The 24,525-nt window shown below is 46.5% G+C and carries 22 protein-coding genes and 1 pseudogene; 12 read left to right on the forward strand and 11 right to left on the reverse strand.

What is annotated here, in order from left to right:
* Positions 1-124: 124 nt before the first annotated feature.
* The 4 genes from M1D67_RS02350 to M1D67_RS02365 are packed head-to-tail and all read left to right on the forward strand — an operon-like array spanning position 125 to position 4,893.
* Positions 125-1,768, forward strand: a complete 1,644-nt coding sequence (locus tag M1D67_RS02350) for a spore germination protein (RefSeq protein ID WP_186438603.1) — start codon at positions 125-127, stop codon at positions 1,766-1,768.
* Positions 1,752-2,975: a Ger(x)C family spore germination protein gene (locus tag M1D67_RS02355; RefSeq protein ID WP_145930089.1), complete on the forward strand. Its 1,224-nt coding sequence runs from the start codon at positions 1,752-1,754 to the stop codon at positions 2,973-2,975. Before M1D67_RS02350 ends, M1D67_RS02355 begins: the two co-directional genes overlap by 17 nt.
* Before the next feature lie 24 nt (positions 2,976-2,999).
* Positions 3,000-4,106 carry a GerAB/ArcD/ProY family transporter gene (locus M1D67_RS02360; RefSeq protein WP_145930088.1) on the forward strand — a complete coding sequence of 369 codons (1,107 nt, stop codon included), beginning with the start codon at positions 3,000-3,002 and terminating at the stop codon, positions 4,104-4,106.
* Between the two features lie 55 nt (positions 4,107-4,161).
* Positions 4,162-4,893, forward strand: a complete 732-nt coding sequence (locus M1D67_RS02365; RefSeq protein WP_026580539.1) for a MerR family transcriptional regulator — start codon at positions 4,162-4,164, stop codon at positions 4,891-4,893.
* Between the two features lie 29 nt (positions 4,894-4,922).
* On the opposite strand, the gene M1D67_RS02370 is transcribed toward M1D67_RS02365, so the two are convergent.
* Together M1D67_RS02370 and M1D67_RS02375 are read right to left on the reverse strand one after the other, a co-directional pair.
* Positions 4,923-5,606 carry an ABC transporter ATP-binding protein gene (locus tag M1D67_RS02370; protein WP_101561623.1) on the reverse strand — a complete coding sequence of 228 codons (684 nt, stop codon included), beginning with the start codon at positions 5,604-5,606 and terminating at the stop codon, positions 4,923-4,925.
* 15 nt (positions 5,607-5,621) lie between these two features.
* Positions 5,622-7,061, reverse strand: a complete 1,440-nt coding sequence (locus M1D67_RS02375; protein WP_105980707.1) for an ABC transporter permease — start codon at positions 7,059-7,061, stop codon at positions 5,622-5,624.
* A 217-nt stretch (positions 7,062-7,278) separates the two neighbouring features.
* On the opposite strand from M1D67_RS02375, the gene M1D67_RS02380 reads away from it, so the two are divergent.
* A complete protein-coding gene (locus M1D67_RS02380) occupies positions 7,279-7,965 on the forward strand; it encodes a response regulator transcription factor (RefSeq protein WP_026580542.1) in 687 nt (228 codons plus the stop codon).
* Complete coding sequence (locus M1D67_RS02385; RefSeq protein WP_039073204.1) at positions 7,955-9,382, forward strand: sensor histidine kinase; 1,428 nt, start codon at positions 7,955-7,957, stop codon at positions 9,380-9,382. Before M1D67_RS02380 ends, M1D67_RS02385 begins: the two co-directional genes overlap by 11 nt.
* A gap of 31 nt (positions 9,383-9,413) precedes the next feature.
* Here M1D67_RS02385 and M1D67_RS02390 read toward each other — a convergent pair whose 3' ends face one another.
* The 3 genes and pseudogenes from M1D67_RS02390 to M1D67_RS02400 all read right to left on the reverse strand — a co-directional run bounded on the left by M1D67_RS02390 (position 9,414) and on the right by M1D67_RS02400 (position 12,629).
* Complete coding sequence (locus M1D67_RS02390; RefSeq protein WP_373367326.1) at positions 9,414-10,367, reverse strand: methyl-accepting chemotaxis protein; 954 nt, start codon at positions 10,365-10,367, stop codon at positions 9,414-9,416.
* Positions 10,368-10,415: 48 nt separating this feature from the next.
* A pseudogene (locus M1D67_RS02395) lies at positions 10,416-11,132 on the reverse strand (MCP four helix bundle domain-containing protein); the annotation flags it as partial.
* 135 nt (positions 11,133-11,267) lie between these two features.
* Positions 11,268-12,629 carry an aspartate kinase gene (locus M1D67_RS02400; RefSeq protein WP_039073206.1) on the reverse strand — a complete coding sequence of 454 codons (1,362 nt, stop codon included), beginning with the start codon at positions 12,627-12,629 and terminating at the stop codon, positions 11,268-11,270.
* Between the two features lie 277 nt (positions 12,630-12,906).
* On the opposite strand from M1D67_RS02400, the gene M1D67_RS02405 reads away from it, so the two are divergent.
* The 4 genes from M1D67_RS02405 to M1D67_RS02420 are packed head-to-tail and all read left to right on the forward strand — an operon-like array spanning position 12,907 to position 16,514.
* A complete protein-coding gene (locus tag M1D67_RS02405; protein WP_026580546.1) occupies positions 12,907-13,860 on the forward strand; it encodes an ABC transporter permease in 954 nt (317 codons plus the stop codon).
* A complete protein-coding gene (locus M1D67_RS02410) occupies positions 13,850-14,794 on the forward strand; it encodes an iron chelate uptake ABC transporter family permease subunit (RefSeq protein ID WP_020450171.1) in 945 nt (314 codons plus the stop codon). The genes M1D67_RS02405 and M1D67_RS02410 overlap by 11 nt, the downstream gene beginning before the upstream one ends.
* Positions 14,794-15,552, forward strand: coding sequence for an iron ABC transporter ATP-binding protein (locus tag M1D67_RS02415; RefSeq protein WP_479831571.1), 759 nt, complete (start codon positions 14,794-14,796; stop codon positions 15,550-15,552). Before M1D67_RS02410 ends, M1D67_RS02415 begins: the two co-directional genes overlap by 1 nt.
* Positions 15,553-15,566: 14 nt before the next feature.
* On the forward strand, positions 15,567-16,514 hold the full coding sequence (locus tag M1D67_RS02420; protein ID WP_023855630.1) for a siderophore ABC transporter substrate-binding protein: 948 nt from the start codon (positions 15,567-15,569) through the stop codon (positions 16,512-16,514).
* Between the two features lie 181 nt (positions 16,515-16,695).
* Here M1D67_RS02420 and M1D67_RS02425 read toward each other — a convergent pair whose 3' ends face one another.
* The 5 genes from M1D67_RS02425 to M1D67_RS02445 form a co-directional block, all read right to left on the reverse strand.
* Positions 16,696-18,117: an MDR family MFS transporter gene (locus M1D67_RS02425; RefSeq protein ID WP_101561618.1), complete on the reverse strand. Its 1,422-nt coding sequence runs from the start codon at positions 18,115-18,117 to the stop codon at positions 16,696-16,698.
* Positions 18,118-18,128: 11 nt separating this feature from the next.
* Entirely contained in the window at positions 18,129-19,016 is an 888-nt protein-coding gene (locus tag M1D67_RS02430; RefSeq protein ID WP_020450175.1) for a TetR/AcrR family transcriptional regulator, read from the reverse strand.
* Positions 19,017-19,110: 94 nt separating this feature from the next.
* Positions 19,111-19,953: an isocitrate lyase/PEP mutase family protein gene (locus M1D67_RS02435; RefSeq protein ID WP_026580549.1), complete on the reverse strand. Its 843-nt coding sequence runs from the start codon at positions 19,951-19,953 to the stop codon at positions 19,111-19,113.
* A 110-nt stretch (positions 19,954-20,063) separates the two neighbouring features.
* Positions 20,064-20,801, reverse strand: coding sequence for an NADPH-dependent oxidoreductase (locus tag M1D67_RS02440; RefSeq protein WP_059231859.1), 738 nt, complete (start codon positions 20,799-20,801; stop codon positions 20,064-20,066).
* Between the two features lie 18 nt (positions 20,802-20,819).
* A complete protein-coding gene (locus tag M1D67_RS02445) occupies positions 20,820-21,107 on the reverse strand; it encodes a putative quinol monooxygenase (protein WP_020450178.1) in 288 nt (95 codons plus the stop codon).
* A gap of 177 nt (positions 21,108-21,284) precedes the next feature.
* Here M1D67_RS02445 and M1D67_RS02450 point away from each other — a divergent pair, with 177 nt between their 5' ends.
* The gene (locus M1D67_RS02450) at positions 21,285-21,581 is read left to right on the forward strand and encodes an ArsR/SmtB family transcription factor (protein WP_026580551.1); all 297 of its coding nucleotides are present in this window, start codon (positions 21,285-21,287) and stop codon (positions 21,579-21,581) included.
* Between the two features lie 64 nt (positions 21,582-21,645).
* On the opposite strand, the gene gabR is transcribed toward M1D67_RS02450, so the two are convergent.
* On the reverse strand, positions 21,646-23,076 hold the full coding sequence (gene gabR / locus M1D67_RS02455) for a MocR-like transcriptional regulator GabR (RefSeq protein ID WP_479831572.1): 1,431 nt from the start codon (positions 23,074-23,076) through the stop codon (positions 21,646-21,648).
* 103 nt (positions 23,077-23,179) lie between these two features.
* Between gabR and gabT the strand changes: the two genes are divergently transcribed.
* Positions 23,180-24,493 carry a 4-aminobutyrate--2-oxoglutarate transaminase gene (gene gabT, locus M1D67_RS02460; RefSeq protein ID WP_479831573.1) on the forward strand — a complete coding sequence of 438 codons (1,314 nt, stop codon included), beginning with the start codon at positions 23,180-23,182 and terminating at the stop codon, positions 24,491-24,493.
* Positions 24,494-24,525: the final 32 nt, after the last annotated feature.

Genomic DNA, 24,525 nt, shown 5'->3' on the forward strand with positions numbered 1-24,525 from the left:
CTTTTCACCACTCTCCGTTCCCCGTTATTTTTTCTCTTTTCATAAAGCACTATTCCCCCGGGAATAGTATAAATGTGCTTTTGCAAGGAAAAATATGAAAAACGAAAAGGGGATTCTGACAGCCATGCCATTCTTTTTTAAAGGTCGTCATCAAAAGGATAACAAACAAGAATCTCTTATGAGCGGAGATAAAAACCCGGAAACCATAAAAGTATCCGGGTTTGTGCGTCCCTTGCTTGCCGAAAACCTGAGCGTGATTAAAGAAATAACCGGAAACAGCGCAGATGTCGTCATCCGCAAATTAAAAACGGGCGCTGACGAGAAAATCGAATTGGCCGTCGTTTATGTCGGCGGCATTACAGATGAGAAAGCCATCCATGACTTTTTGCTGGAATCGATCATGAGCTCTGAAGAATTAGCGAAAAAGGAGTACGGACAGGATGTTCTTGAGACGATTGCAGGTGATGCCGTTGCGCTGGGCGGTGTCGAAAAAGAAAAGCGATTAGACAAGATGCTTGAATCGTTGATGGCAGGGGATACGATCATTTTGGCCGAGGGAACGGAAACAGCGGTTATTACGACCACGAAAGGCGGGGAAAAGCGTTCGATCAAGGAGCCTGAAAATCAGCAGGCATTCCGCGGTTCACGTGAGGGATTTATCGAATCTCTCGACACGAATATTTCTTTGGTGCGCCGAATCATTAAAAACCCAAATCTTTGGGTTGAAAAAATGACGATGGGAAGCGTCACAAAAACCGATGTGGCGATCATGTATATCAACGGGGTGTGCGACCCGAAAACGGTGAAAGAAGTCAAAAAAAGGATGGCTGGTATTGAGATCGACAGCATCCTTGAATCGGGGTATATTGAACAGTTTATTGAAGACGCTGTGTTTACGACCTTTCCAACGATATATCATACCGAAAGGCCGGACATGGTCGCAGGGAATCTGCTTGAAGGAAGAATCGCCATCTTTGTTGACGGTACACCGTTTGTCCTGCTTGTCCCTGCCGTTTTTATTCAATTTTTTCAATCTGTTGAGGATTACTATTCACGCTTTGACATTGCGACGTTCATCCGCTTTTTACGCGTGTTGATCTTTTTTATTTCGCTTATTGCACCTGCCGTCTACGTCGGTGCGACGACGTTTCACCAGGAAATGATCCCGACGGAGCTTTTGATCGTAATTGCCGCGCAGCGTGAAATCGTGCCGTTCCCGGCTGTGGTGGAAGCGCTGATCATGGAAATTTCGTTTGAAATTTTGCGAGAGGCGGGCATCCGGCTTCCGAAAGCGATAGGTTCTGCCGTTTCGATTGTGGGAGCCATCGTCATTGGACAGGCGGCTGTTCAGGCGGGGATTGTGTCGCCGGCGATGGTCATCGTCGTAGCGATCACAGCGATTTCAAGTTTTGCCACACCTTCCTTCGCCATGGCGATATCCGCCCGGCTGGTTCGGTTTTTCTTCATATTAGCCGCGGCGACGACGGGTTTTTACGGCATTATTCTTGGACTGATCATCATGTTTGTCCATTTATGCAGCCTCCGTTCGTTCGGTGTTCCATATATGACTCCTTTTGCGCCGTTTATTCTGAAAAACTGGGGCGACTCCATCGTTCGTTTGCCTTGGTGGACACATGAGAAGCGGCCTGAACTGATCGGCAATGACAATAAGGTGCGTCAAGGAGAATACCAGAAACCCAATCCGCCGGAATCAGGCGATATGAAGACAAAACAAGAAGATGGTGATCCAAATGAAACGAAGCCTTAAGATTGTGCTCCTGCTGGCCGCCATTGTTCTTCTTCAAGGATGCTGGGATAAAAGAGAACTGACAGATTTGCTGCTGATCACTGCCATCGGTATTGATAAAGGTAAAAATACAGATTACGAATTGAGCTATCAGATCGTCAATCCGATCAATGTGACAGGAGGCCTTCAAGGCGGACAGGGAGGAGACAGGCCGCCGGTTTCAAGCTATTCTGTGACGGGCAACAATCTGACGGAAATGAGCAGGCACGCGTCGGCGAAAATGTCGAGGGAAATTTATTACTCCCACACGAACCTCGTGGTTGTTGATGAAAAACTCGCCAAGGAAGAAGGCTTGATTAAAATTCTTGATGTTCTTGACCGGGACACCGATTTTCGTTCAACGGCGACGATTATTATTTCCCGCGGCCAAAAAGCGAAAACATTCATCCGGACGCTGACGCCGATCGATAAGATCCCGTCAAATAAAGTAAACAAAACACTGCAATTTACTGAAGAGCATTTGGGAGAACATATGAAGACGAGCGTGCAGGATGTCATCAAGTGCTTGACATCGAAGGCAAAGCACCCGATTATTACTTCTTTTAAAGTATCCGGAAGCAAGGAGAAGGGTGAAAAGATGGAAAACGTGCAGTCTACATCTCCTGAGGCAATAGTCGAAGCGGACGGGCTGGCAGTCATTAAAGAGGGCAAGCTCGTCAACTGGCTTGAAGGCAAAACCGCGCGGGGCGTTTTATGGCTGCGCAATAAAATCAGCAGAACGTATTTGACAACTACATTGAATCACGAAAAAGAAGCCGTCTCATTTGATGTCATCCGCCAAAAAACAAAAATCAGATCACATCTTAAAAACGGCAAACCGGCGATTTCGGTTGAAATAGACATGGAAGGGGACATCGGCGAAACCACTGTGCCGATTCACCTGGATGATCCAAAAGTGCTGAGCGACATCGAAAGGAAGGTGGCAAAGGAGCTGAAAAATGAATTGCAGAATACCATTGACGTTGTTAAGCGAAACAAGACGGATGTTCTGCAATTCGGTGACGTTGTGTATCGCAACCACCCAAAAGTGTGGGAAAAGATGGAGGGCGAATGGAGCAACCGGTATTTTCCTGATACAGATGTCGACATTACGGTTAACGCATATGTACGGAGAACAGGTTTAAGGAACAACCCGAACATTTTGAATCATCACGAAGGGCGTTCTTGAATGAAAGAGAGAGGAGGGCTTTAAATGGAGAAAGCAAAAATCAGTGCTGCACAGCTGTTCGTGCTGATTGTTCTGTTTGAACTCGGCAGCTCTCTGCTGATTTTTCCAGGACAATCTGCCGAACAGGACGCTTGGATCGCGATCTTGTTCGGAACAGCTGGGGGGCTGGCTTTGTTTATGATGCACCACTTTTTCTACCAAGTGAATCCCGATGCCTCTCCCTATGAAACGCTGATGAATATTTTTGGAAAACCGGTTGGCTGGGGCCTGACTTTTATCTACATTGTTTATTATTGTTATATTGCGGCAAGGGTTCTGCGCGATTTTGGCGAAATGCTGCTGACGTCGGCTTATCCGAACACGCCGATTATCTTCGCGAATGGTTTGTTGATTGCAGTTTGTATTTTTACCGTGAGGAAAGGAATCGAAGTCCTGGCCCGTTCAGGCGAGCTGCTGTTTGGCATCATGTTTTGGCTCGCTGTCATAGGCCTCATCTTAATTGTTTCGTCAGGCTTGATTAAACCGAAAGAGCTTTTGCCTATTTTTGGAAATGGACCTGGTCCGATGTTCCATGCCGTGTTCACGCAAACGCTGTATTTTCCGTTTGGCGAAATTATCGTCTTTACATTGATCCTGCCGTATTTAAAAGAAAAGAAACAGGCAAAAAAAGCGGGGCTGTTGGGAATCGCCATCAGCGGCATCATCCTGGCTTTTAATGTGGCATTGAACATCAGCGTGCTTGGCGTCGACCTCAATATGAGGTCGCGCTTCCCATTGCTGAGTACGATCCAGACGATTCAAGTCGCCGAATTTCTGGACAGGCTTGATGTATTTTTCATGCTCGTGCTGGTGATTGGCGGTTTTTTTAAGATGAGCATTTTCATGTATGCCGTAACCGAAGGCGTGACCGTCTTATTCAAGCTTAAAAACCCCTCCAAAATTGTTCATGTCATCGGCATTATTATTTTGATTTTATCTGTCTCCATTGCCAGCAACATTTCGGAGCATGTTAAAGAAGGAATCGAGTTTGTTCCTTTATATGTCCATTTGCCGATGCAGGTGATCTTTCCCGCTTTTATTTGCCTGGTCGCTTATGTGAAAATGAAAAAAAATAAAAAAAAGGCCATGTAATGGATTGACCCCGCCCTTAGGGCACCCTTTAACATGACAGACGAGGTGAGGTTTGATGCTCTATACGGTAAAAGAAGTGGCTCGCTTGGCGAATATCACGGTCAAAACGCTGTACCACTACCATAAGATCGGCCTTTTATGCCCCGCGGAGGTGACGGATGCCGGCTACCGCCTTTACGGGGTAAAAGAGCTGGAACGGCTGCAGCATATCTTGTTTTATCGGGAGCTCGAATTTCCGCTCAAGGAAATTAAGCAAATACTGGACGGCGAAGCTGATCGACTGACGATTTTATCTGAGCAGAAACGTCTTTTTACTGCCCGTTTGGACAGGATAAAACAGCTGATTTCTACGATCGATCTCTCGATTCAGCAGGCCGGGAAAGGAGAAGCAATGGATCAATCAAGCATGTTTAAAGGGTTTTCAAGCAGCAGGGAATGGGAGGACGCACTCGCTGAACAGAACCGCTATTTGAAGGAGGCATATGATGTCGATTTGCTGAGAGGAGAACCGGTCATCGCGGAAGAAATGAATGAAAAAGCTGAAGAGGCAGCCCGTTTTATGAATGGAATGGCCGAAGCGCTCAGAGATGGAGTCAAACACGACCATGAACAAGTAAAGACTGCCATTAAACGGCACCTTAAGTTTTTGGGGATCACGCCCGGCGATTTTCAGACGCAGACACGCTTTTTTATCGAAGATGATTTTCATCGCGGGATGCTTGAAAATCAGCAAACCGGCCTCTCGTATTATTTGGCGGCGGCTGCAGAAGCTTTTGCTTCATCATAAAAGAAGGGGAACGGCTCATGCCGTTCCCCTTATCCTGCTGATCTGCGGTCTTTGACGGTAAAGCCGCCTCTTGAAAGCCGGATGTTGACATCGGATACCTTTGCGATCTGTTCGTCATGGGTGACCATGATGACGCATTTGTTTTCTTGGTGGGCAAGGTTTTGGAAGAGCCGGACGATGTCCTTTGATGTATTTTCATCCAAGTTGCCGGTCGGTTCATCGGCGACGATTAAGTCCGTGTCGCAGCAGAACGCTCTGATGATGGAGACACGCTGCTGCTGCCCGCCGCTTAATGTCAGTACTTTCTGTCTGGCCTGCTTTTCACCGATGCCGACTTTTTCGAGCATCTCCAAAGCGTATTGTTCTTTGTTTTTGACCTGAGATCCGGTAATTTCCATGGCCGACGTGATATTTTGGAGAGCCGTCATATACGGGAGCAGGTTATAGGACTGAAAGACGATCGATACATATTGATTGCGGAAGCTGGTCAGCCCGATTTTTGAAATGTTTTCTCCTTTATACAGGATGTCTCCCTCTTTTGGTACATCAAGTCCGCCTGCCAGCGATAAAAAGGTGGTTTTGCCGGAGCCGGAAGTCCCGACAATCGTATACAAAAGCCCTTGGCTGAATTGAATGCTGATCTCTTCGAAAAGAGGCTGATCCTGATTTTTATACCAATAGCCGACATTCTGAAATTCTAAAATAGTGCCCATGATCTTCACTTCTTTCTATTCTTGTTTTGTTAAAATCGTTTTCGGATGGAGTCTTAAAACAGATATTGACGGAAGGAGCGTCGCGAACAGCGCGATTAAAAGGCCGATGCCGCCGAGTGCCATCAAGTCCCCGAAGGATACTTGAATGTCAAGCTGATCAATGGCCGAGACTTGGGCGGTCCTTTGTCCGAAGAAGCCTCCGCCGCCAAGGCCCATCATTCCGCCTGCAGACTGGCCAGCTGACGTTTGTTCGATTTGCTGGCTCAAGAGCTGGTTCCCGATTTGCCCGGCAATCAAGCTGCCGGTTAATGCTGAGATGCCGATGGCAAGCACTGCGATCATTAAGATTTCGGTCAAAAACTGTCCGATGAGTTTCCAGCGTTTTTCACCGATCGCCATCAGAACGCCCATTTCGTATTTTCTCTCCCTGATTGACATCATGACGATCAGTCCGAGGATCACCGCTCCAGCGATCGTGACGAGATAGACGACATTTTTCGAGAAGGACGCGACATTTTCAATCGGGCCGACCATCTGCTGGTACAACTGATCATTGGCATCCAATGTGAATGTATCCAAATCAATGCCTGTTTTCTTGGCAGCCGCAATGAAAGTGTCGATGTTGGAGGCGTCGTCCATATTGTAGACCGCTTCATCAATCGCGTTTTTATAATCGTCACCTTTTAAGGCCGATGCCGCCGTATATGGTGTGTAGATTTTGTTATAAGGGTTTAAAAAGGCGAAGTTTTGCGCTTGATTGTCTCCGGATGAAGTCGTTTGATAGATTCCGACGATTTTCAAATTGATTGTTGTAGCTTCATCGCTGCTCGTTTTGACTTTGATCGTATCGCCGACTTTCAGAGCGTTTTCTTCGGCAAGCGTTTCTTCAATCACGGCGACTTTTTTATTCACATCATCCTTTGTTAAAGCACGGCCTTCCGTGATCTTGGACGTCCCGTTGGAAAATTCGTCGACAAGGGCTGTGCTTGTCACACCTTCGATTGATACGTCAGCCTGCATCATTTGCCGGCCGCCCTGTTCATTGCCGCCCGGTCCGGCCGGCTGTTCGCTGTTTGAGGCCGAAGAATCCTCGTCACCGCTTTCGATCGGATCGAAATTGTCCGCTAAAGCAGACGTAGAGGAGATGTAGTTATAGCTTTTGACATGGTCAAGGCCCGCAAGCTTCTCGGCTGATTTAACAGAAACGGGGGTCGATTCAAACCTTTTCCGTTCTCCTGATTCCTGCTGTTCTTTCATCATTTTTTCCCTGTCAACTTTGAGCGTGACGCTGCCTCCAAGCTGCTCCCTTGCCAGTTCGCTCGATTTCACGGCCGCCGACTGGATCGTAATTCCTGTCAGCACGAGCACGCAAATCATCGTGAAAACAAACAATTGTAAAAGTGTTTTTCCTTTTTTCGCTTTCATGCTCCAAAAGGCTCGTTTGAAAAAATTCATAACGCGTGATTCCTCCGTATCTATTTCATTTATTATGGCCGCGAAGTCAAACGGCAGCAGGACTTTTGCCTTATGCTTGATTTCATCTTAGCCGCTACTTATGAATAAATTATGACCAAACTGTTGCCAGTCCTTTAAATGTTCAGAATGGAATTGAGAAATGGCTGAGCCCTGTGTAAAATGAATCTAACGTTTGTCTAGCGGAGGCATATTGACGATGAAAATATTAATGATTGAGGATAATTTAAGCGTATGTACAATGACAGAAATGTTTTTTGCAAAAGAAGGATTTGAAACAGAGTTCGTCCATGACGGACTTGAAGGATATAACCGTTTTAAATCGGATGATTGGGATTTGTTGATCATCGATATCATGCTGCCGTCCATGGACGGGGTCACGATCTGCAAAAAGGTCAGGGAAGAGAGCACGGTTCCGATTATTATGCTGACGGCAAAAGATACGGAATCAGACCAGGTGCTCGGTTTTGAGCTCGGAGCTGATGATTATGTGACAAAGCCGTTCAGCCCTTTGGCGCTTGTGGCGAGAATCAAAGCGGTGAGCCGGAGGTATCAAAGCGCCGGCCGGCAGGATTCCGCTGACAGCGACTCGCTTGAAACGGAACATTTTAAAATCAATAAAAAAACGAGAGAAGTGTTTTTGGACGGCGTTCAAATTCAAAATTTGACGCCTAAGGAGTTCGATTTATTGTATTACCTGGTGCAAAGTCCAAAACAGGTTTTCTCAAGGGAGCAGCTGCTTGAGCAGGTTTGGGGATATCAATTCTACGGAGACGAGCGGACGGTTGATGTTCATATTAAAAGGCTGAGAAAAAAGCTTGGCAGCGACTCGCGGCCGTTTCTTTATACCGTATGGGGAGTAGGGTACAAGTTCGATGAAGATTAAGTATCTCTATCAGCTGCTGGCCAGTCACATCACTATATTAATCATGGCTTTTCTCATTACCGGGGCGCTGTTTTCCCACTTTGTCAAAGACTTTGCATACGAGAGCAAAGTCGATGAGCTGTCTTCATACGGCTATCGCATCATGGGCGAAATGGAGATGCGGCCAAAAGGCGCACCGGCCATTATGAAGCCGTTTGAGGAAATTTTGCGAAGCAGGAAGATCAGCTTCTTTCTTTTTAATGAAAAGAAAGAGGTCTTGATGACGCCGGCCGATTTGCGGCCGCGAAAGCTGCTGCTCAGTGATGAAGAATGGAAAGAGCTTAAAGATGGAAAGGCCGTGGTCGTCAAAACCGATTTTAACCGTTTTAATGAGGAAGTATCGGTTGTGGCGCTGCCCAACATCGTCAACAATGAATTTCAGGGAGGCATTCTGCTGACCGCTCCGATCAGCGGGACCGAGGAAATGATCAGCGACATGAACCGCTTTATGCTCTTTACGGCGGCGGGTGTTATCTTAGTCGCTATTCTTCTAAGCTGGCTGACGTCCAAATTCCATGTCGCCCGCATTCAGAAGCTCCGCGATGCAACGAAAAAAGTCGCCGCCGGAGATTATGACATCCATATCGAAAACCGCAATAAGGATGAGATCGGTGATTTGGGCGACGATTTTAACATTATGGCTCGCAAGTTAAAAAGCTCAAGCGAAGAAATCGACAGGCTTGAAAAGCGAAGAAGGCAGTTTATCACTGACGTCTCACATGAGCTGAAGACGCCGCTGACGACGATCAGCGGTTTAGTGGAAGGGATGAACAGCCAGACGATACCCGAAGATCAGCAGGATAAATGTATGAAGCTGATTACGGAGGAGACAAAAAGGCTGATTCGCCTCGTCAACGAAAACCTTGATTATGAAAAAATCCGTTCCAATCAGATTACACTGCAAAAACTGCATTATCCGCTGATCGAAGTGTTTGAAATCATTAAAGAGCAGCTGGCGCTTCAGGCTGAGGAGAAACAGAATCAGCTGATCCTCGATGTGGAGGATCATGTGATGGTCAATGCCGATTACGACCGGCTCATCCAGATACTCGTCAATATTACGAAAAACAGTATTCAATTCACAACGAACGGAACCGTTTGGCTGAGAGGCCGGGAAGACTATAAGGAGACGGTGATCGAAATAGAGGATACCGGAATCGGCATTGATGAAAAGGATATTGAAAACATTTGGGATCGTTTTTATAAAGCAGATTTATCACGGACGAACACCCCTTACGGAGAATACGGGCTGGGGCTGTCGATTGTCAGACAGCTCGTCGCCCTGCACAACGGTACGGTAGAGATTGAAAGTGAGAAAAACAAAGGAACAAAATTTATCATCCGTCTGCCGCTGACAGCGAGAGATGATGATGAATAGAAACCCGCCAGACAGCGTCTGGCGGGTTTTGTTAATCTTTAATTTTGAATTTCTGGATCAGGTGCTGCAGCTCTTCGGCGTTTTGCGCGAGGATCTGTGATGCGGCGGCGATTTCTTCCATTGAAGCAAGCTGCTCCTGAGTTGCCGCACTAACCGTTTGCGTGCCTCCCGCTGCTGTTTCGGCTACTTCTTTGACGCCGGAAATGGCGGTTTCGATTTCGCTTGCGCCGGCTGTCAGGTTTTTCACCAAGTTTGTCACGTCATTGATCTGTGTGACGACCTCCGTAATCGAGTTTTCGATTTTTTGGAACGCGCCTCCCGCTTCATGAACGACGACAAGTCCTTCTTTGACTTCGCCGGTTGCCGAAATGACCGAGTTCATTGTCTGCTTCGTATCGTTTTGAATGATCGTAATCAATCTTGTAATCTGTTCTGCTGAGCGGGCCGATTGCTCGGCTAATTTCCTGACTTCATCCGCGACGACGGCAAAGCCTTTTCCTTGTTCTCCCGCCCGGGCCGCTTCAATGGCCGCGTTTAAAGCAAGCAGGTTCGTTTGTTCAGCGATGCTCGTAATCACTTCGGTAATATTTCCGATCTCATTGGAACGCTCTGTTAAATGTTTAAATGCTTCTGAGAGCGAGACGACCGTTTCATTAATAGACTTCATTTGAGTGCTCACTTTATCAATGGCTTTCGTGCCTTCAAGCGACATCTTCGCCGTCTGGTCAGCGGTGGCGGCCGCTTTTTCGGCATTTGAAGAAATTCTTCCGGCAAACTCGGTCATTCCCATAATAACGGTTCTGCTGTTTTCAACGCTTTCCACCTGCTGATCGGAGCCTACTGCAAGCTCCTGGATCGTTGTTGAGATGTACTCGCTCGCCTTTGTGCTTTCATCCGCACTGGCGCTCAGCTCTTGTGATGAAGAAGCAACTTGGTGCGACGTTTCGCCGACCGTTTCAATGATCGAACGGACGCCTCCTACCATTTTGTTAAATGATGATGTCAGCAATCCCAATTCATCTTTCGATTGATATGTTCCTTTGACAGTAAAATCGCCTTGCTCAGTTTCTGCGAACAGCGCCTGAATGTCTTTGATCGGCTTTGTGATCAGCCTTGTCATTAAGAGGCCGATCGAGATGGATAAAACAAGCGCTACAGCAATGACAATGATGAGAAGCGTGATGATTGAACCGGCTTCTTTAGAATCCTGCTGATAGATTGTTTTGGCGTTATCAGCATTTAAGGTTTGAATGTCTTCAATGAGCTGGTTGACCGTTTCTCTTTGAGGCTCCATCTTTTTTAGATAGACGTCATATGCTTTATCATTTTCGTTCTTCACCGCCAAGCTGAGCATCTCGCTGCTGATATCTTGCAATTTCTTGTATTCGGTTTTGAAATTTTCGTATTTTTTAGAGACGTTGTCCATTAATTTCAGCTGATCGATTTTTTCCATTAAGGTGCTGTTTTCTTCGTTTTTTTCCCTAATGTGTTTTTGCAATGTTTCATTTCGATCGTTGTCTTTCGTCACCATCAGCTCGAATTTGTACGTATCAATATCAAGGTTGTTCGCTTTTAAATTTGCAAACAACTGGTTGGGAACCAATTGATCTTGATAGATGATCTCTGAACCTTTGGAAAGCTTGTTCAGCCCGCCTATCCCCTGGATGCCGACAATCGACAAAGCCAGCGCTGAAATGATAATGATGACAAATAGTTTGCTTCTGATTTTTATATTTTTCAACAGATTCATAAGTGTTCTCCCATCAGTTTATTTACTTTACATATCGGCTTTCAAAACGGTTTTGTGAATGAATTTAAGGCAGGCAATTTTAGGGAAGGGTATATTTTCTGACAGCAAAAAAACCCCATAAAAAAAGGGGTTTTTTTAAACGAGAACTTTTGCGAAAAATTCCTGGTATAACGCGCGGACCGCTTGTTTTTCCTGAGCTTCCTTAACGCCGAACATCATGCTGACTTCCGAGGAGCCCTGGTTGATCATTTCGATGTTGACACGCGCATCGGACAATGCTTTTGACGCTCTTGCCGTCGTTCCGACGTTATGGCGCATGGCTTCGCCGACGACCATAATCAGGGCAATATTGTGTTCAATCGTCACTTCATCGGCATCCAGTTCTTCCTTAATCCGTTTGATTATCCGTTTTTCTGCTGCTTGATCCATTTGATCCTGCCTTAAAATGATCGTAATATCATCAATGCCGGATGGAATGTGTTCATACGTCAGTCCGTCATCTTCAAGGATTTGCAGAACGCGGCGTCCGAAGCCGATTTCGCGGTTCATTAAATATTTGCTGATGTAAATGCTGCAAAATCCGCTGTCGCTGGCGATCCCGACGACAGGTCCGTTCGTATTGTCGCGTGTGGTGACAACTCTTGTCCCCTCCGCGTCCGGATTGTTTGTATTTTTGATCTGAACCGGTATGCGCGCCCGGAAAGCAGGGATCAATGCTTCATCATGAAAGACGGAAAAGCCTGCATACGACAACTCCCTCATTTCCCGGTATGTCAGCTCGCGGATTTCTTTCGGGTTGGATACGATCGCCGGGTTGACAGAATAAACGGCGTCAACGTCAGTGAAGTTTTCATACAACTCGGCTTTCAATCCATTCGCTAAAATGGAACCTGTAATGTCAGAGCCGCTTCGCGAAAACGTCATGACTTCGCCTTCCCGGCTGAATCCGAAGAAGCCGGGAAAGATGATGATGCCCTTTTGCTGTCTCAGCTGAAACAGATTGTCATACGACTCGGGCAGGACTTGTGCGTTGCCTGGCTCGCTCGTCACAAACAGCCCGGCGTCTTTTGGACTGACATAGTGCGCTTCAACTCCCTGGTGCCTGAAGTAAGCCGCTACCAATTTGGCATTGTTATCTTCGCCGCTTGCTTTGACCGCATCGATAAACCGTTCCGGATTTGTTTTATCACCTTCGAGCAGCTGAAGCAGGTCGGCCCGGACCCGGTCGATCACGACATCGTCAAGTCCGAGCTCAAGCGCGATATCGGCATATCGTCCGACAATCGCCTCAACCAGATCGGGCGCTTTTTTTGATGATAAGTACTGTTCGGCGCATTCGATTAAAAGGTCCGTTACTTTCGTATCCTCGGGGTGCCGTTTTCCGGGTGCTGATACAACGACGGCCTTCCTTTCCGGATCAGAAGTGACAATTTGAAATACTTTCTCTAGCTGAGCCCCTGAAGCGAGCGAGCTGCCCCCAAATTTAACGACTTTCATTTGTTACATCTCCCAAAGTTTAAATTTTCGAAATAAATTTAATCTTAATTATTGCGCTTTTTACAAGAAGAATCAAGGTTTTTCTTTCACGAATGAACAAATGTATTTTTGAGGAGGACTAAAGATGGGGAAATCGCATGGTTTCAACCTTTGTATCTATTAATCTTATTGACTATGTCAGAAAAAATGGTAAGATATATGAAGACCCTTATTGATAATGATAATCATTAACGTCGGCGGAGGGGTTTGCTTTGTTGTGCAAGGAGGCTACTGCAGCATGAAATTACGATACTTATTGCTAATGCTCATCATTCTTTCAATCAGCTCGATATTCATCGGCGTTAAGGAGCTTTCGCCTCTTGATCTTTTCCGCTTTAACGAGGACGAAATTCAAACGCTTTACATAAGTAGAATTCCGCGCTTGATTAGCATCGTGCTTGCGGGAATGAGCTTGAGCATTTGCGGGCTGATCATGCAGCAGCTAACGCGCAATAAATTTGTTTCACCGACCACCGCTGGAACGATGGATTGGGCGAGGCTCGGTGTGATCATTGCGATCGTGCTTTTTTCGTCTGCAGGAATTGTGGTTAAAATACTGTTTGCCTTTGTTTTTGCACTGTTTGGCAGTTTTTTGTTCGTCAAAATTTTGGACAGAATCAAGTTCAAAGATGCGATCTTCATCCCTCTCGTCGGTATGATGCTCGGAAGTGTTGTCAGCGCCATCTCCACTTTCATGGCTTATCAGTACAATATCATTCAAAACGTCAATGCATGGTTTGAAGGGAATTTTTCGCTGGTCATGAAGGGGAGGTATGAGCTCTTATTTCTGAGTATACCGCTCGTTATCATTGCCTATCTGTTCGCCAATAAATTTACGTTGGCCGGGATGGGGGAGTCTTTTTCCATCAATCTTGGATTGAATTATAAGCGGGTGGTCAATATCGGATTGATCATCGTATCTATTATTTCGTCCGTCGTCATCCTGACGGTCGGCACGCTTCCCTTTTTGGGATTGATCATCCCGAACATCGTGTCCATCTACAGGGGAGATCATTTGAAAAACAGCCTGCCTCATACGGCGGTTCTCGGAGCCGTTTTCGTCTTGTTTTGCGATATAGCGGGACGTCTCGTCATTTACCCGTACGAAATTTCGGTTGGTTTGATGGTCGGCATCATCGGGAGCGGCGTTTTTCTTTACTTGCTTTTAAGGAGAAAAGCCTATGCGTCATAAACAGAAAATGCTTATACTCATCGTGATAGCGGCAGCCTGCATCGGCTTGTTTCTGTTCTACGGATTGCCGTCTGTATGGGAATATGCGCTTCCGCGGAGGTTTGCCAAAGTTTTTGCGATCATCGTTGTCGGTACAGCCATTGCGTATTCGTCGATGATTTTCCAAACGATCACAAACAACAGAATTTTGACGCCGAGCATTCTCGGACTCGATTCTCTCTATGTTCTGCTGCAAACCGGGATTATTTACTTTTTCGGTGCAGCCAAACTTGCCGATCTTGGTAAAAACGGCAATTTTTTATTGTCAACCGGTTTGATGGTCTGTTTTTCATTTGTGTTGTTTTTCCTGATGTTTCGCCGCGGGGGAAGGCACATCTTCTTGCTGCTGTTAGTTGGAATCGTATGCGGCACATTGTTCAGAAGCCTGTCATCCTTTATGCAAATGCTGATCGATCCGAACGAGTTTCAAGTTGTTCAAAACAAGATGTTTGCCAGCTTCAACAATTTGAACACGGACATTTTAATGCTTGCTTCGCTCATCATTCTGGCGATTCTCGTTTACGCTTGGCGGTATAATCCGTACTTTGATGTCATTTCGCTCGGCAGGGATCAAGCCGTCAACCTCGGAATCGATTACGACCGGACGGTGAAGAAAATGCTGATCGTCGTCGCCGTTCTCGTCTCCGTGTCTACTGCACTTGTAGGGCCGATCACATTTTTGGGGCTGCTCGTCGTCAATGTGGCGCGGGAAGTATTTAAAACGTATAAGCACAGCGTCCTGATTCCCGGAGCGGTTTTGTTCAGCATCATTGCGCTTGTCGGGGGCCAGTTCATTGTTGAAAAACTGTTTGGTTTAACGGTGACGCTTGTTGTGATCATTGATTTTATCGGCGGGATTTATTTTATTTACCTGTTGCTGAAGGAGCGTAAATGATGATAGAAGTACAAGATATCATGAAACAATTCGGAGAGCAGACCGTTGTTCATCCCACGACTTTAACGATAAAAAAAGGAATGATCACGTCCTTCATCGGACCGAACGGAGCGGGGAAAAGCACGCTTTTGTCCATCATCAGCAGGCTGATCGGCATGGACGCCGGAAAAGTGCTGATTGACGGCAAGGAAATCAGCGCATACAAAAGCAATGATTTAGCCAAAAAAATCAGCATTTTAAAGCAGTCCAACCAGATCAACATCAGGCTGACTGTCAGGGAGCTCGTCAGTTTCGGCAGATTTCCTTATTCACAGGGAAGGCTCTCGAAAGAGGACTGGGCATATGTCGACGAAGCGATTGATTATATGAAGCTGAGAGAGATTGAGCATAAACACCTCGATCAGTTGAGCGGCGGCCAGTGCCAGCGTGCTTTTATCGCAATGGTCATCGCTCAGGATACCGACTATATATTGCTTGATGAACCATTAAATAACCTCGATATGAAACATTCAGTAGAGATAATGAAGCTCTTGAAAGACCTTGTCGAAAATCGCGGTAAAACGATCGTCATTGTCATTCATGACATTAATTTTGCCTCGGTTTATTCAGACAGAATCGCAGCCCTGAAAAACGGGCGGATTGTAAAAGAGGGGCCGGCGGAAGACATTATCCAAACGCCGGTGCTGAAAGACATCTATGATATGGACATTCCGATCCAACAAATCGGAGACCAAAAAATCTGTGTATATTTTAAATGATGAGGTGACTTGAATTGAAAAAACTATCTTTATTGATTATGGCATTGATAACCGTTCTTGTCGTATCCGCCTGCGGAAACAAAGCTGCTGATACAGATGCAAAATCTTCCTCTAAAAAAGAAACCGTCACAATTAAACATAACAGCGGTACAACAGATGTACCGAAAAACCCGAAAAAAGTCGTTGTCTTCAACTTTGGAATGCTTGACACGCTTGACGAGCTTGGCTTGAGCGATCGCGTTGTCGGCCTTCCGAAACAAACCCTCCCGTCTTACTTGAAAAAATACAAAGACAGTAAATACGAAAGCGTCGGCGGACTAAAAGAGCCTGATTTTGAAAAAATTGCAGAGCTTGACCCCGATTTGATCATCATCGAAGGCAGACAGTCTGAGCAGTATGACGAGTTTAAAAGGATCGCACCGACGATCGACATCGAGCTTGACCAGAAGAACTACATGAACAGTTTTAAAGAAAATACCGAAAATATTGGAAAAATCTTCGGTAAAGAAGATGCTGTCAAAGAAGCTCTTGCGAAAATCGATGATAAAGTAGAGAAAGCCAACAAGCTTGCGAAAGAAAAAGGCGGCAAAGGATTGGTCGTCTTAACAAGCGATAAACAAATCAGCGCATATGGAAGCGGCTCAAGATTCGGTTTGATCCATGATGTGCTCGGCGTTGAACCTGTCGACAAAAACATCGAGGCTTCCCTTCACGGTCAAAGCGTCTCTTCCGAGTATATTTCTGAAAAGAACCCTGATTACCTGTTTGTCATCGACCGAAGCGCTGCCATCGGCGAAAAAGGAACAGCAAAAGAAGTCATTGAAAATGAAATTGTAAAATCAACAAAAGCTTATAAAAAGAGCCATATCACATATCTTGATCCAGGTTACTGGTACCTGTCAGGCGGAGGTCTTGAGTCCGTATCTGAAATGGTGACAGAAGTTGAAAATGGATTAAAATAAAAGAGCGAGGCTGCCGGTGTATCCGGCAGCCTTTTTGTCTGTTCAGGAGAAGAATTCGAATGATATTCATTTCATATGAAAGGAGACGCAGAGCAGGTCTTCATGCTTCTTACGCTGCAAGGGATCAAATATATCAAACCATATAAAAACACGCCAGTTTGATTGAACTGGCGTGTCAGGATCAGCGCGCCGGCTGGCCTTGTTTGTCGGCCTGCGGCTTCTTTTTCAATGTGAACGAAAGGATAAATCCGATCAGCGCCAAGACAGCGGCCACGATAAAGGCGGAATTCATGCCGTGAATGAGCGCATTTAACGGGTTAGATGCGGCAGCGTTTTTGGCTGAATTGCTCATGACAGAAATCAAAACGGCCGTGCCGATTGAACCGCCGATCTGGCGCATCGTATTGTTCATCGCTGTTCCGTGCGGGATGAGATGCATCGGAAGTGCATTGATGCCAGCGGTTGTGAGAGGCATCATAATCATGGAAGTGCCCATCATCCGCAGCGTATAAATGACGATAATAAATGTCAGCGAAGTATCCATTTGCAGATCCGCAAACGGGATCGACGTCAGCAGCAAGACGGCAAAACCGATAATCGCAAGACCTTTTCCGCCGATCTTGTCAAAAATCCGGCCGATGATCGGCGACATGATGCCCATTGCTATCGCGCCCGGCAGAAGCATCAGCCCGGAATCGAAAGCTGTCACGTCTCTGACGTTTTGCGTATACAGCGGCAAAATGGTTTCAGTACCGATCATTAATGCAAAAACGATCATACCGAGGAGCGTTGTTATCGTAAAAGTCCACGATTGGAAAACGCGAAACTCGAGTATCGGCCTTTTGATTCTTAATTGTCTAGAGATAAAGAAGAACAGAGCGACCGCACCGACTGCAAAGGAAATTAAAACGGTATTGCTTCCCCAGCCTTCTGATCCGGCGTTGCTGAAACCGTACAATAAACCGCCGAAACCCAGGCTGGACAGGATAATAGATAAGATGTCCACTGATGTTTCTCTCAATTTCGTAACGTTTTTCATCAGTAAGATGACAAGCACAAGATCAATCAGGGCAATTGGCAGAATAATATAAAATAAGTATCTCCATGTAAAGCTGTCGACGATCCAGCCTGACAATGTCGGTCCGATGGCCGGTGCAAATGCGATGACCAAACCGACCATACCCATTGCAGCCCCGCGTTTTTCAACCGGGAAAATCGTTAAAAAGATCGTCTGCATGAGCGGCATCATAATTCCCGCACCCGCGGCCTGGATGATTCGCGCCGCAAGGAGAACCGGGAAGTTAGGCGCAACTGCGCCGACGACCGTTCCCGCCACAAAGATGCTCATCGCGGCGATGACGAGCGCGCGGCTCGAAAATTTTTCGATTAAAAAGGCGGTAATCGGAATGAGAATCCCGTTTGTCAGCATGAACGCCGTTGTCAGCCATTGAGCTTTTGTAGCGTCTATGTTTAAGTCTGCCATAATATGCGGCAGTGCCGTAACCAGAAGCGTTTGGTTCAAGATCGCGATAAACGCCCCTGCAATGAGCAAACCTACGATGATATTTCTGTTGTATGTCTGTTGTTCAGTTCCTGTGTTCATATCAATCCCTCTTATTCTTTGATACTAATTGTTTGTATTTGTGAAACATCGCATTGTAGCGCCTCGATTTTTCCAAGGTAATCAAGGAGAGCCTTAATTAAATACGTGCGGGGCTCATTGGCGAAAAGCTCCTCGCTCAGCAAATCTGCGGCAGACAGCAATTCTGTCACGGAAACGTCGTCTTGTGGCAGCGAGGAAATCTTGTTTTTCAGTTTTTGCAAAAGGTCTTCAAGCAATTCCTCTTTTTTGGGCGGTGCCCAGCATGATGAGAAATTCGTATAGGAGGCAATAATGTCTTCATTTAATGAACTTTTCTGATCTTCGTTCAGCTTTTTCTCTATGAAGAGATCCAGAACCGACATAATGAATGGCGGAATCGTTTTAACGTCGGGCTGCGCTTTTCCAGTGCCGACTAAAAACAGGAATTCTCTCATCAAACCGTGGAAAATGATGACGATATCCCATATAAACGGTTCCACCTCTTCGCCGTACGCTTGAATGATAGAGTCTTTATGCCAGCTGATGATCAGCGATTTTGTTTCTTTCAGATGCTTTTTAAATACCGCGGTATCCGGAGACGATCCCTCATTGGAGAGGAAATTGATAAATTGGCGGTTTTCCCTGAATTCCGTAATCTCCAAAGCGATTTTTTTAGCGAGTCTTTCTTTTGGCGTCAGCGAGGTTTCCGTATTGATGATGGCGCTTTTGTTCAGCATTTCATGCTTTCTGAACTTGATCAATGCCAGCAGAAGATCTTCTTTAGATTGAAACAGTTTATAAATAGATGCTTTTGACATTTTGCATTCTTCAGCGATCGCTTGCATTGCAACGTTATGATAGCCTTTTTGGGCAAACAGCTTTTTGGCGGCCCTTAAGACTGCTGCTCTTTTTTCGTTCATTCCGGCTCCTTCTTTCGCAATGATAAAACTCATGGGTTACGAAAAAACCCATGAGTTTTCATAAATGAAATATTAACAGACCGAACTGTTTAGGTCAACGATTTTGTTTTGGGTTACGATGAAGGCTGATCCAATCGGCAGCTTCGCCGTATGAAAGGACTCCGTCCGTCATATGACTGAAGGAGCCGCGGGTGATGATGTCTTCACCGATCTTTTTCACCAGCGACAGGGCGGCTCTGAACGGGGCGGATCCGCAGCTGATTCTTTCGATCCCCAGTTCGGAAAGAATTTGTAAAGAGGGAGTGTGTGAGCCGGCCAGTACGTTGAGTGGTCCGGGTATATCTTTTCTCAGCCCGGCAATGGTGCCTGTATCATTGGCTCCGGGGATAAATATGCAGTCCGCGCCTGCTTGTCTGTACCGATTTGCCCGCCGGACGGCTGTTTGAAGCCGGGAACCGGGAGCGTCTGCATTGAGCCAGTATACATCCGTGCGGGCATTGATCAAAACAGGAAGGTTCAGTTTTTTGACAGCCGCAATTTTTTCTTCCATTAATGTTGCATCACAAAGCGGCCGGCAGGGGTCTTTCGTTCCGTCTTCAATATTCATACCGACAACGCCGGCCGCTGCGGCTTTTTTTGCGTTTTCAGCAACTGCTTCCGGTGATTGGCCGTAACCCGCTTCAAGATCTGCGCTGACGGGAATATCGACGGCATCCGTGATGGTTTTCAGGACGGAAAGCAATGTTTCAAAAGGGAGATGTTCGCCGTCGGGATAGCCGAGGGACATGGCAATTCCGGCGCTGGTTGTGCCGACTGCTTTAAAACCGCAGTTTTGAAACGCTTTGGCGCTGGCCGCATCCCAGGCATTCGGCAGAACGAACGGGCCTGACTGATGATGGAGGTCTAGAAATGCTTTATATTTTGCAAATGGTTTCATGTGTTCCACTCCTTTTTTACATAGTGTAAAGGTAAAGACCTTCGATGCTCATCGAAATGTGGAATGGAACGCATGAAAAAAGGCTATCGATCACCGATAGCCTAAAGTATCTATTCGAGTTTAAATCCTTGTTTCTCAAGCATCTCACGGATGTGAGGATAATACACTTTATTGTAATAAGCGGATATGCCCTGAGACCAGTTTCTTGTTTCCTGTCCGTTTGTCCGTTTTGTCATGTATTCGGATATTTCTTCATCGTACGCGTCGATCAGCGGTTTTAAGTCAGGTTGATAGGTTTCGCTGTGCCTTACCGCTTGTTCAGGAAGTCGCGGCTTTTTCGCGGAGCGGTCCGCCGGATGGCCGACGACAAGCCCTGCGACAGGGAAGACGTATTCGGGAATATTGAGCAGCTCGATCAGTTCTTCTGCACGGCCGCGGACAGCGCCGATCGGCACAGTGCCAAGCCCCATCGATTCAGCGGCCGCTGTGGCCGTACCGAGAGCGATGCCTGCGTCGACAGCTCCGACAAGCACGGATTCCATTCCGTCTGTGATCGCAAGCGTTTCGCCGTTTTTCTCAAGGGCGATTTTCGCACGGTTGAAGTCCGCGCAGAACAAAAGGAAAACGGGGGCCTGCTCGATCCAGACCTGTCCGCCGGCCAATTCGGCGATTTTCTTTTTCCGTTCTTCATCTTGAACCGTAATCACGGTGACCTGCTGGCCGTTGATTGAAGTCGGTGCGGCTTGAACGGCTTGAATGATCTTGTCCAGCTGTTCAGGGTTCACGGGCTCATCTGTATAGCTGCGAATCGATCTATGGTCTGTCAATGATTTCAATACTTCATTCATTTAAACGTCATCCTTTCTTTAATCCGGTGTGTGCGTTTTAACCACATTCAGCGGTTCTGATAAAAGGTCGCCCGCGGCTTGAACGAAAGCTTGAAAGTGCTCTGTCTGATTATGGGCGTCAATTGCGTTTTGATCTTTCCATTGCTCAAGCATGACAAATGTATTGGCATGTTCGGTATCTTCAAACAGCTGGTATTGGGCATTGCCGGCTTCAGCTCTTGAATGTTTAAGCAGCGGTTGTACGCTTTCGAGAAAGGCGTTGCGTTTTTCTGGTTTTACTTTCATATAGGCTTGCAATACGATCATCGGTTCAAACCTCCGTCATGTCATTTAGAATTCCTTTGCGTGTACGTTATATACACAGTGAATTGATTGTTCGAAAATCATCGAACAATTGCATCGTAACATGTCTTTGCTTTGGCGGCAACCTATTTGCCTTCTTGACGAATTGTCTTGAAGCTAGGATTATGATACATTTAACCCATGAAAACAAATGAAATGAAGTTAACATCTGTTCTCCATGCCTTGAGTGATCCATACAGGCTTGAGATTGTCAAAGCCCTGGCTGACACAGCCGAGAAAACGTGCGGTACATGCACAAATCTCAATATCGCAAAGTCTACGCTGTCCCACCATTTCAAGGTGCTGAGAGAAGCGGGACTGCTCAAAGTCCGCATTGAAGGGAAGCATCATTATTACTCCCTCTGCAAACGGGAATTGGAGGAGCAGTTTCCGGGACTGATTGAGGCGGTTCTCCAGGTAGAGAAGGAACGGTGGTAAACGGGCAGACGTTGGCTTTCTAAAGCCAAGTTGATACCGGCAGGAGCGAACCTGCCGGTATTTTTTAAAACTTCTCATCACCGCATACCGCTTCATAAAGCTTGGCAGTCCCTTTGTCGATCTGATCGGCAGCGATTTTAGCAAATCCAAGCACGAGCGATACTGTTCCTTCATGTTTTGTCTGCTCTTTCTTTAACGTAAACCGGTTCATGCCGTAAACCTCGACCCGTCTATCCTTTGCTCTTGATAAAACCTCTTCTTCACTTCTATCTGTTTCAAAATCGGCCACAAAGTGAAGGCCTGCGCTTTCGCCTTTAATTTTCACCCGGCCGTTAAAGGTTTTGACAAGGCTTCCGATCAGCCTTGTCCGCTTTTCTTCGTAAATCTGGTTCATTTTCTTGATGTGCTTTTGGTATTCCCCCGATTCGATCAATTCCTGCAAGGCGAGCTGTGTTAAAACGCTGCTCGATTGAATCGAGAAATGGTGCCTTTTTCTATATCGCTTCAGCAGCTTTTGCGGCAGTACCATATAGCTGATTCTCAGGCCCGGAAGAAGCGATTTTGAAAACGTGCCGATATAGATGACTTTCTCAGAGCGGTCAAGGCTTTGCAGGGCGGGGATCGTATCGCTCCCGTATTTGAATTCGCTGTCATAATCGTCTTCCACAATATAGCGGTTTTCCCCGTCGGAAACCCAGTTTAAAAGCTGAATCCTTCTCGATACCGGCATAATGATTCCTGTTGGAAACTGGTGTGAAGGCGTGACAAATAAAACATCCGGATTCAGACGGTGAATCTCGCTGATCCGCATTCCTTTATGATCGAGCTGAATCGTGGCCACTTCTTTCCCTTCATTTTTCAGCAGTCGAAAAATGCGGCTGTATCCCGGCTCCTCCATCGCATAGACGGCTGAGGCGGGGAGAAGATCCTGAAGCGTATGAATTAAGGACTGCGTGCCTGCGCTGATCACGATTTGTTCGGGGTGACACTTGACGCCTCTCGTTAAAGCGATAAAGCGTGCGATCGTTTGGCGCACTTCGTAGACACCTTGCGGATGCGTCATTTCTCCAAGTTCGTTTACATGAGAAGAAACCGCTTTCTGTTCACAGCGAAGCCATGTTTTAAATGGAAAATGCGCCGTATCGACGCTCATATGGGAAAACGATATCCAGCCGTCTTTGCGTGCCGGCTTTTCAACCAGTTCTTTTTCCAATTGAAAAGGGCCGGGATGGCGGCTGGCATGGAACGTTTCGATCTGCTCTACAAAAAAGCCTTTTCTTTCACGTGAATAAAGATAACCTTCTGCCAGAAGCTGCTGGTAGGCAGCGTTGACCGAATTAATGCTGACGTTCAATGCTTCGGCGAGCTCGCGCTTGGAAGGGAGTTTTTTTCCCGGCAAAAGATTGCGGCTGAAAATTTCTTCTTTAATCCGTTGATAGATTTGGTGATAAATATAATCCGCATCCTTGGAGCGGTCAATCGGTATCGTAATCATAGCGCCTCCCCTCTGGTACCATTGAAAATTAATGATTGGTACTTTTCATCATACCAAAAAATATTCAGAATTATAAGAAATAAGAGTGGGGGAGAGATTTTTTATGAGTCTGAACACAAAAGCATTCACAACGGAAGATTGGCAGGCCAAACGGGATCAATTTGTGGCAAGGGGTGTCTCCAACGGAAACCGTCATCTGGCCGCTAAAGGGGAAGGGGCCGTTTTATACGATATTGACGGGCGCCGTTTTATCGATTTTGCCGGGGCGATCGGTACATTAAATGTCGGGCATTCACATCCGAAAGTTGTAGAAGCTGTCAAGCAACAGGCCGAACAGCTCATTCATCCCGGTTTTAACGTCATGATGTATCCGGCCTATGTCGAATTGGCGGAAAAGCTTTGCCGGCTTGCACCGGGCTCACACGAGAAAAAAGCGATTTTCCTGAACTCGGGGGCGGAAGCCGTAGAAAACGCCGTGAAAATATCCAGAAAATATACGAAGCGTCAAGCCGTCGTTTCTTTTACCCGCGGATTCCACGGGCGCACAAACATGACGATGAGCATGACGAGCAAGGTTAAACCATACAAATTTGGATTCGGTCCATTTGCACCTGAGGTATATCAGGCACCGTTTCCTTACTACTATAGAAAGCCTGAAGGGATGACTGATGAAAGTTACGATGACATGGTTATTCAGGCGTTTGACGATTTCTTCGTCTCGTCTGTTGCGCCGGAGACAGTTGCTTGTGTTGTCATGGAGCCGGTGCAGGGAGAAGGAGGATTTATTATTCCTTCCAAACGGTTTGTGCAGCATGTCGCAGCCTTCTGTCAAAAACACGGCATCGTTTTTGTCGCCGATGAGATCCAAACAGGCTTTTCCAGAACAGGCAAATATTTTGCGATTGAGCATTTTGATGTCGTTCCTGATCTTGTGACGGTGTCAAAATCGCTGGCTGCCGGTGTTCCGCTCAGCGGTGTCATCGGCCGGGCGGAAATGCTTGATGCGGCGGATCCGGGGGAACTCGGGGGCACATACGCCGGAAGTCCGCTTGGATGCGTAGCCGCTTTGGCAGTGCTCGATATTATCGAATCGGAACAGCTCAACAAACGCTCTGAAGAAATCGGCAAAGCCATTGAAGAGCGAGCGCATGAATGGAAGGTGAAATATCCGCAGATTGGTGAAGTTCGCAGACTTGGCGCGATGGCGGCGCTTGAAATTGTCCGGGACGAAAAGACACGGGAGCCGGACAAAGCCGCTGCGGCCAAGATTGCCAAGTACGCCAATGAACACGGCCTGCTCTTGTTGACGGCAGGTATCAATGGCAACATTATCCGTTTTCTGTCTCCGCTTGTTATTACTGATGAATTGCTTGAGGAAGGGTTCGGCATCATCGAAGAAGCGCTGAAACAGCTCTAGTTTGACATCTTCTAAAGGAAGGGGCGGATATA

The sequence above is a fragment of the Bacillus sp. PK6-025 genome, from assembly GCF_056530265.1.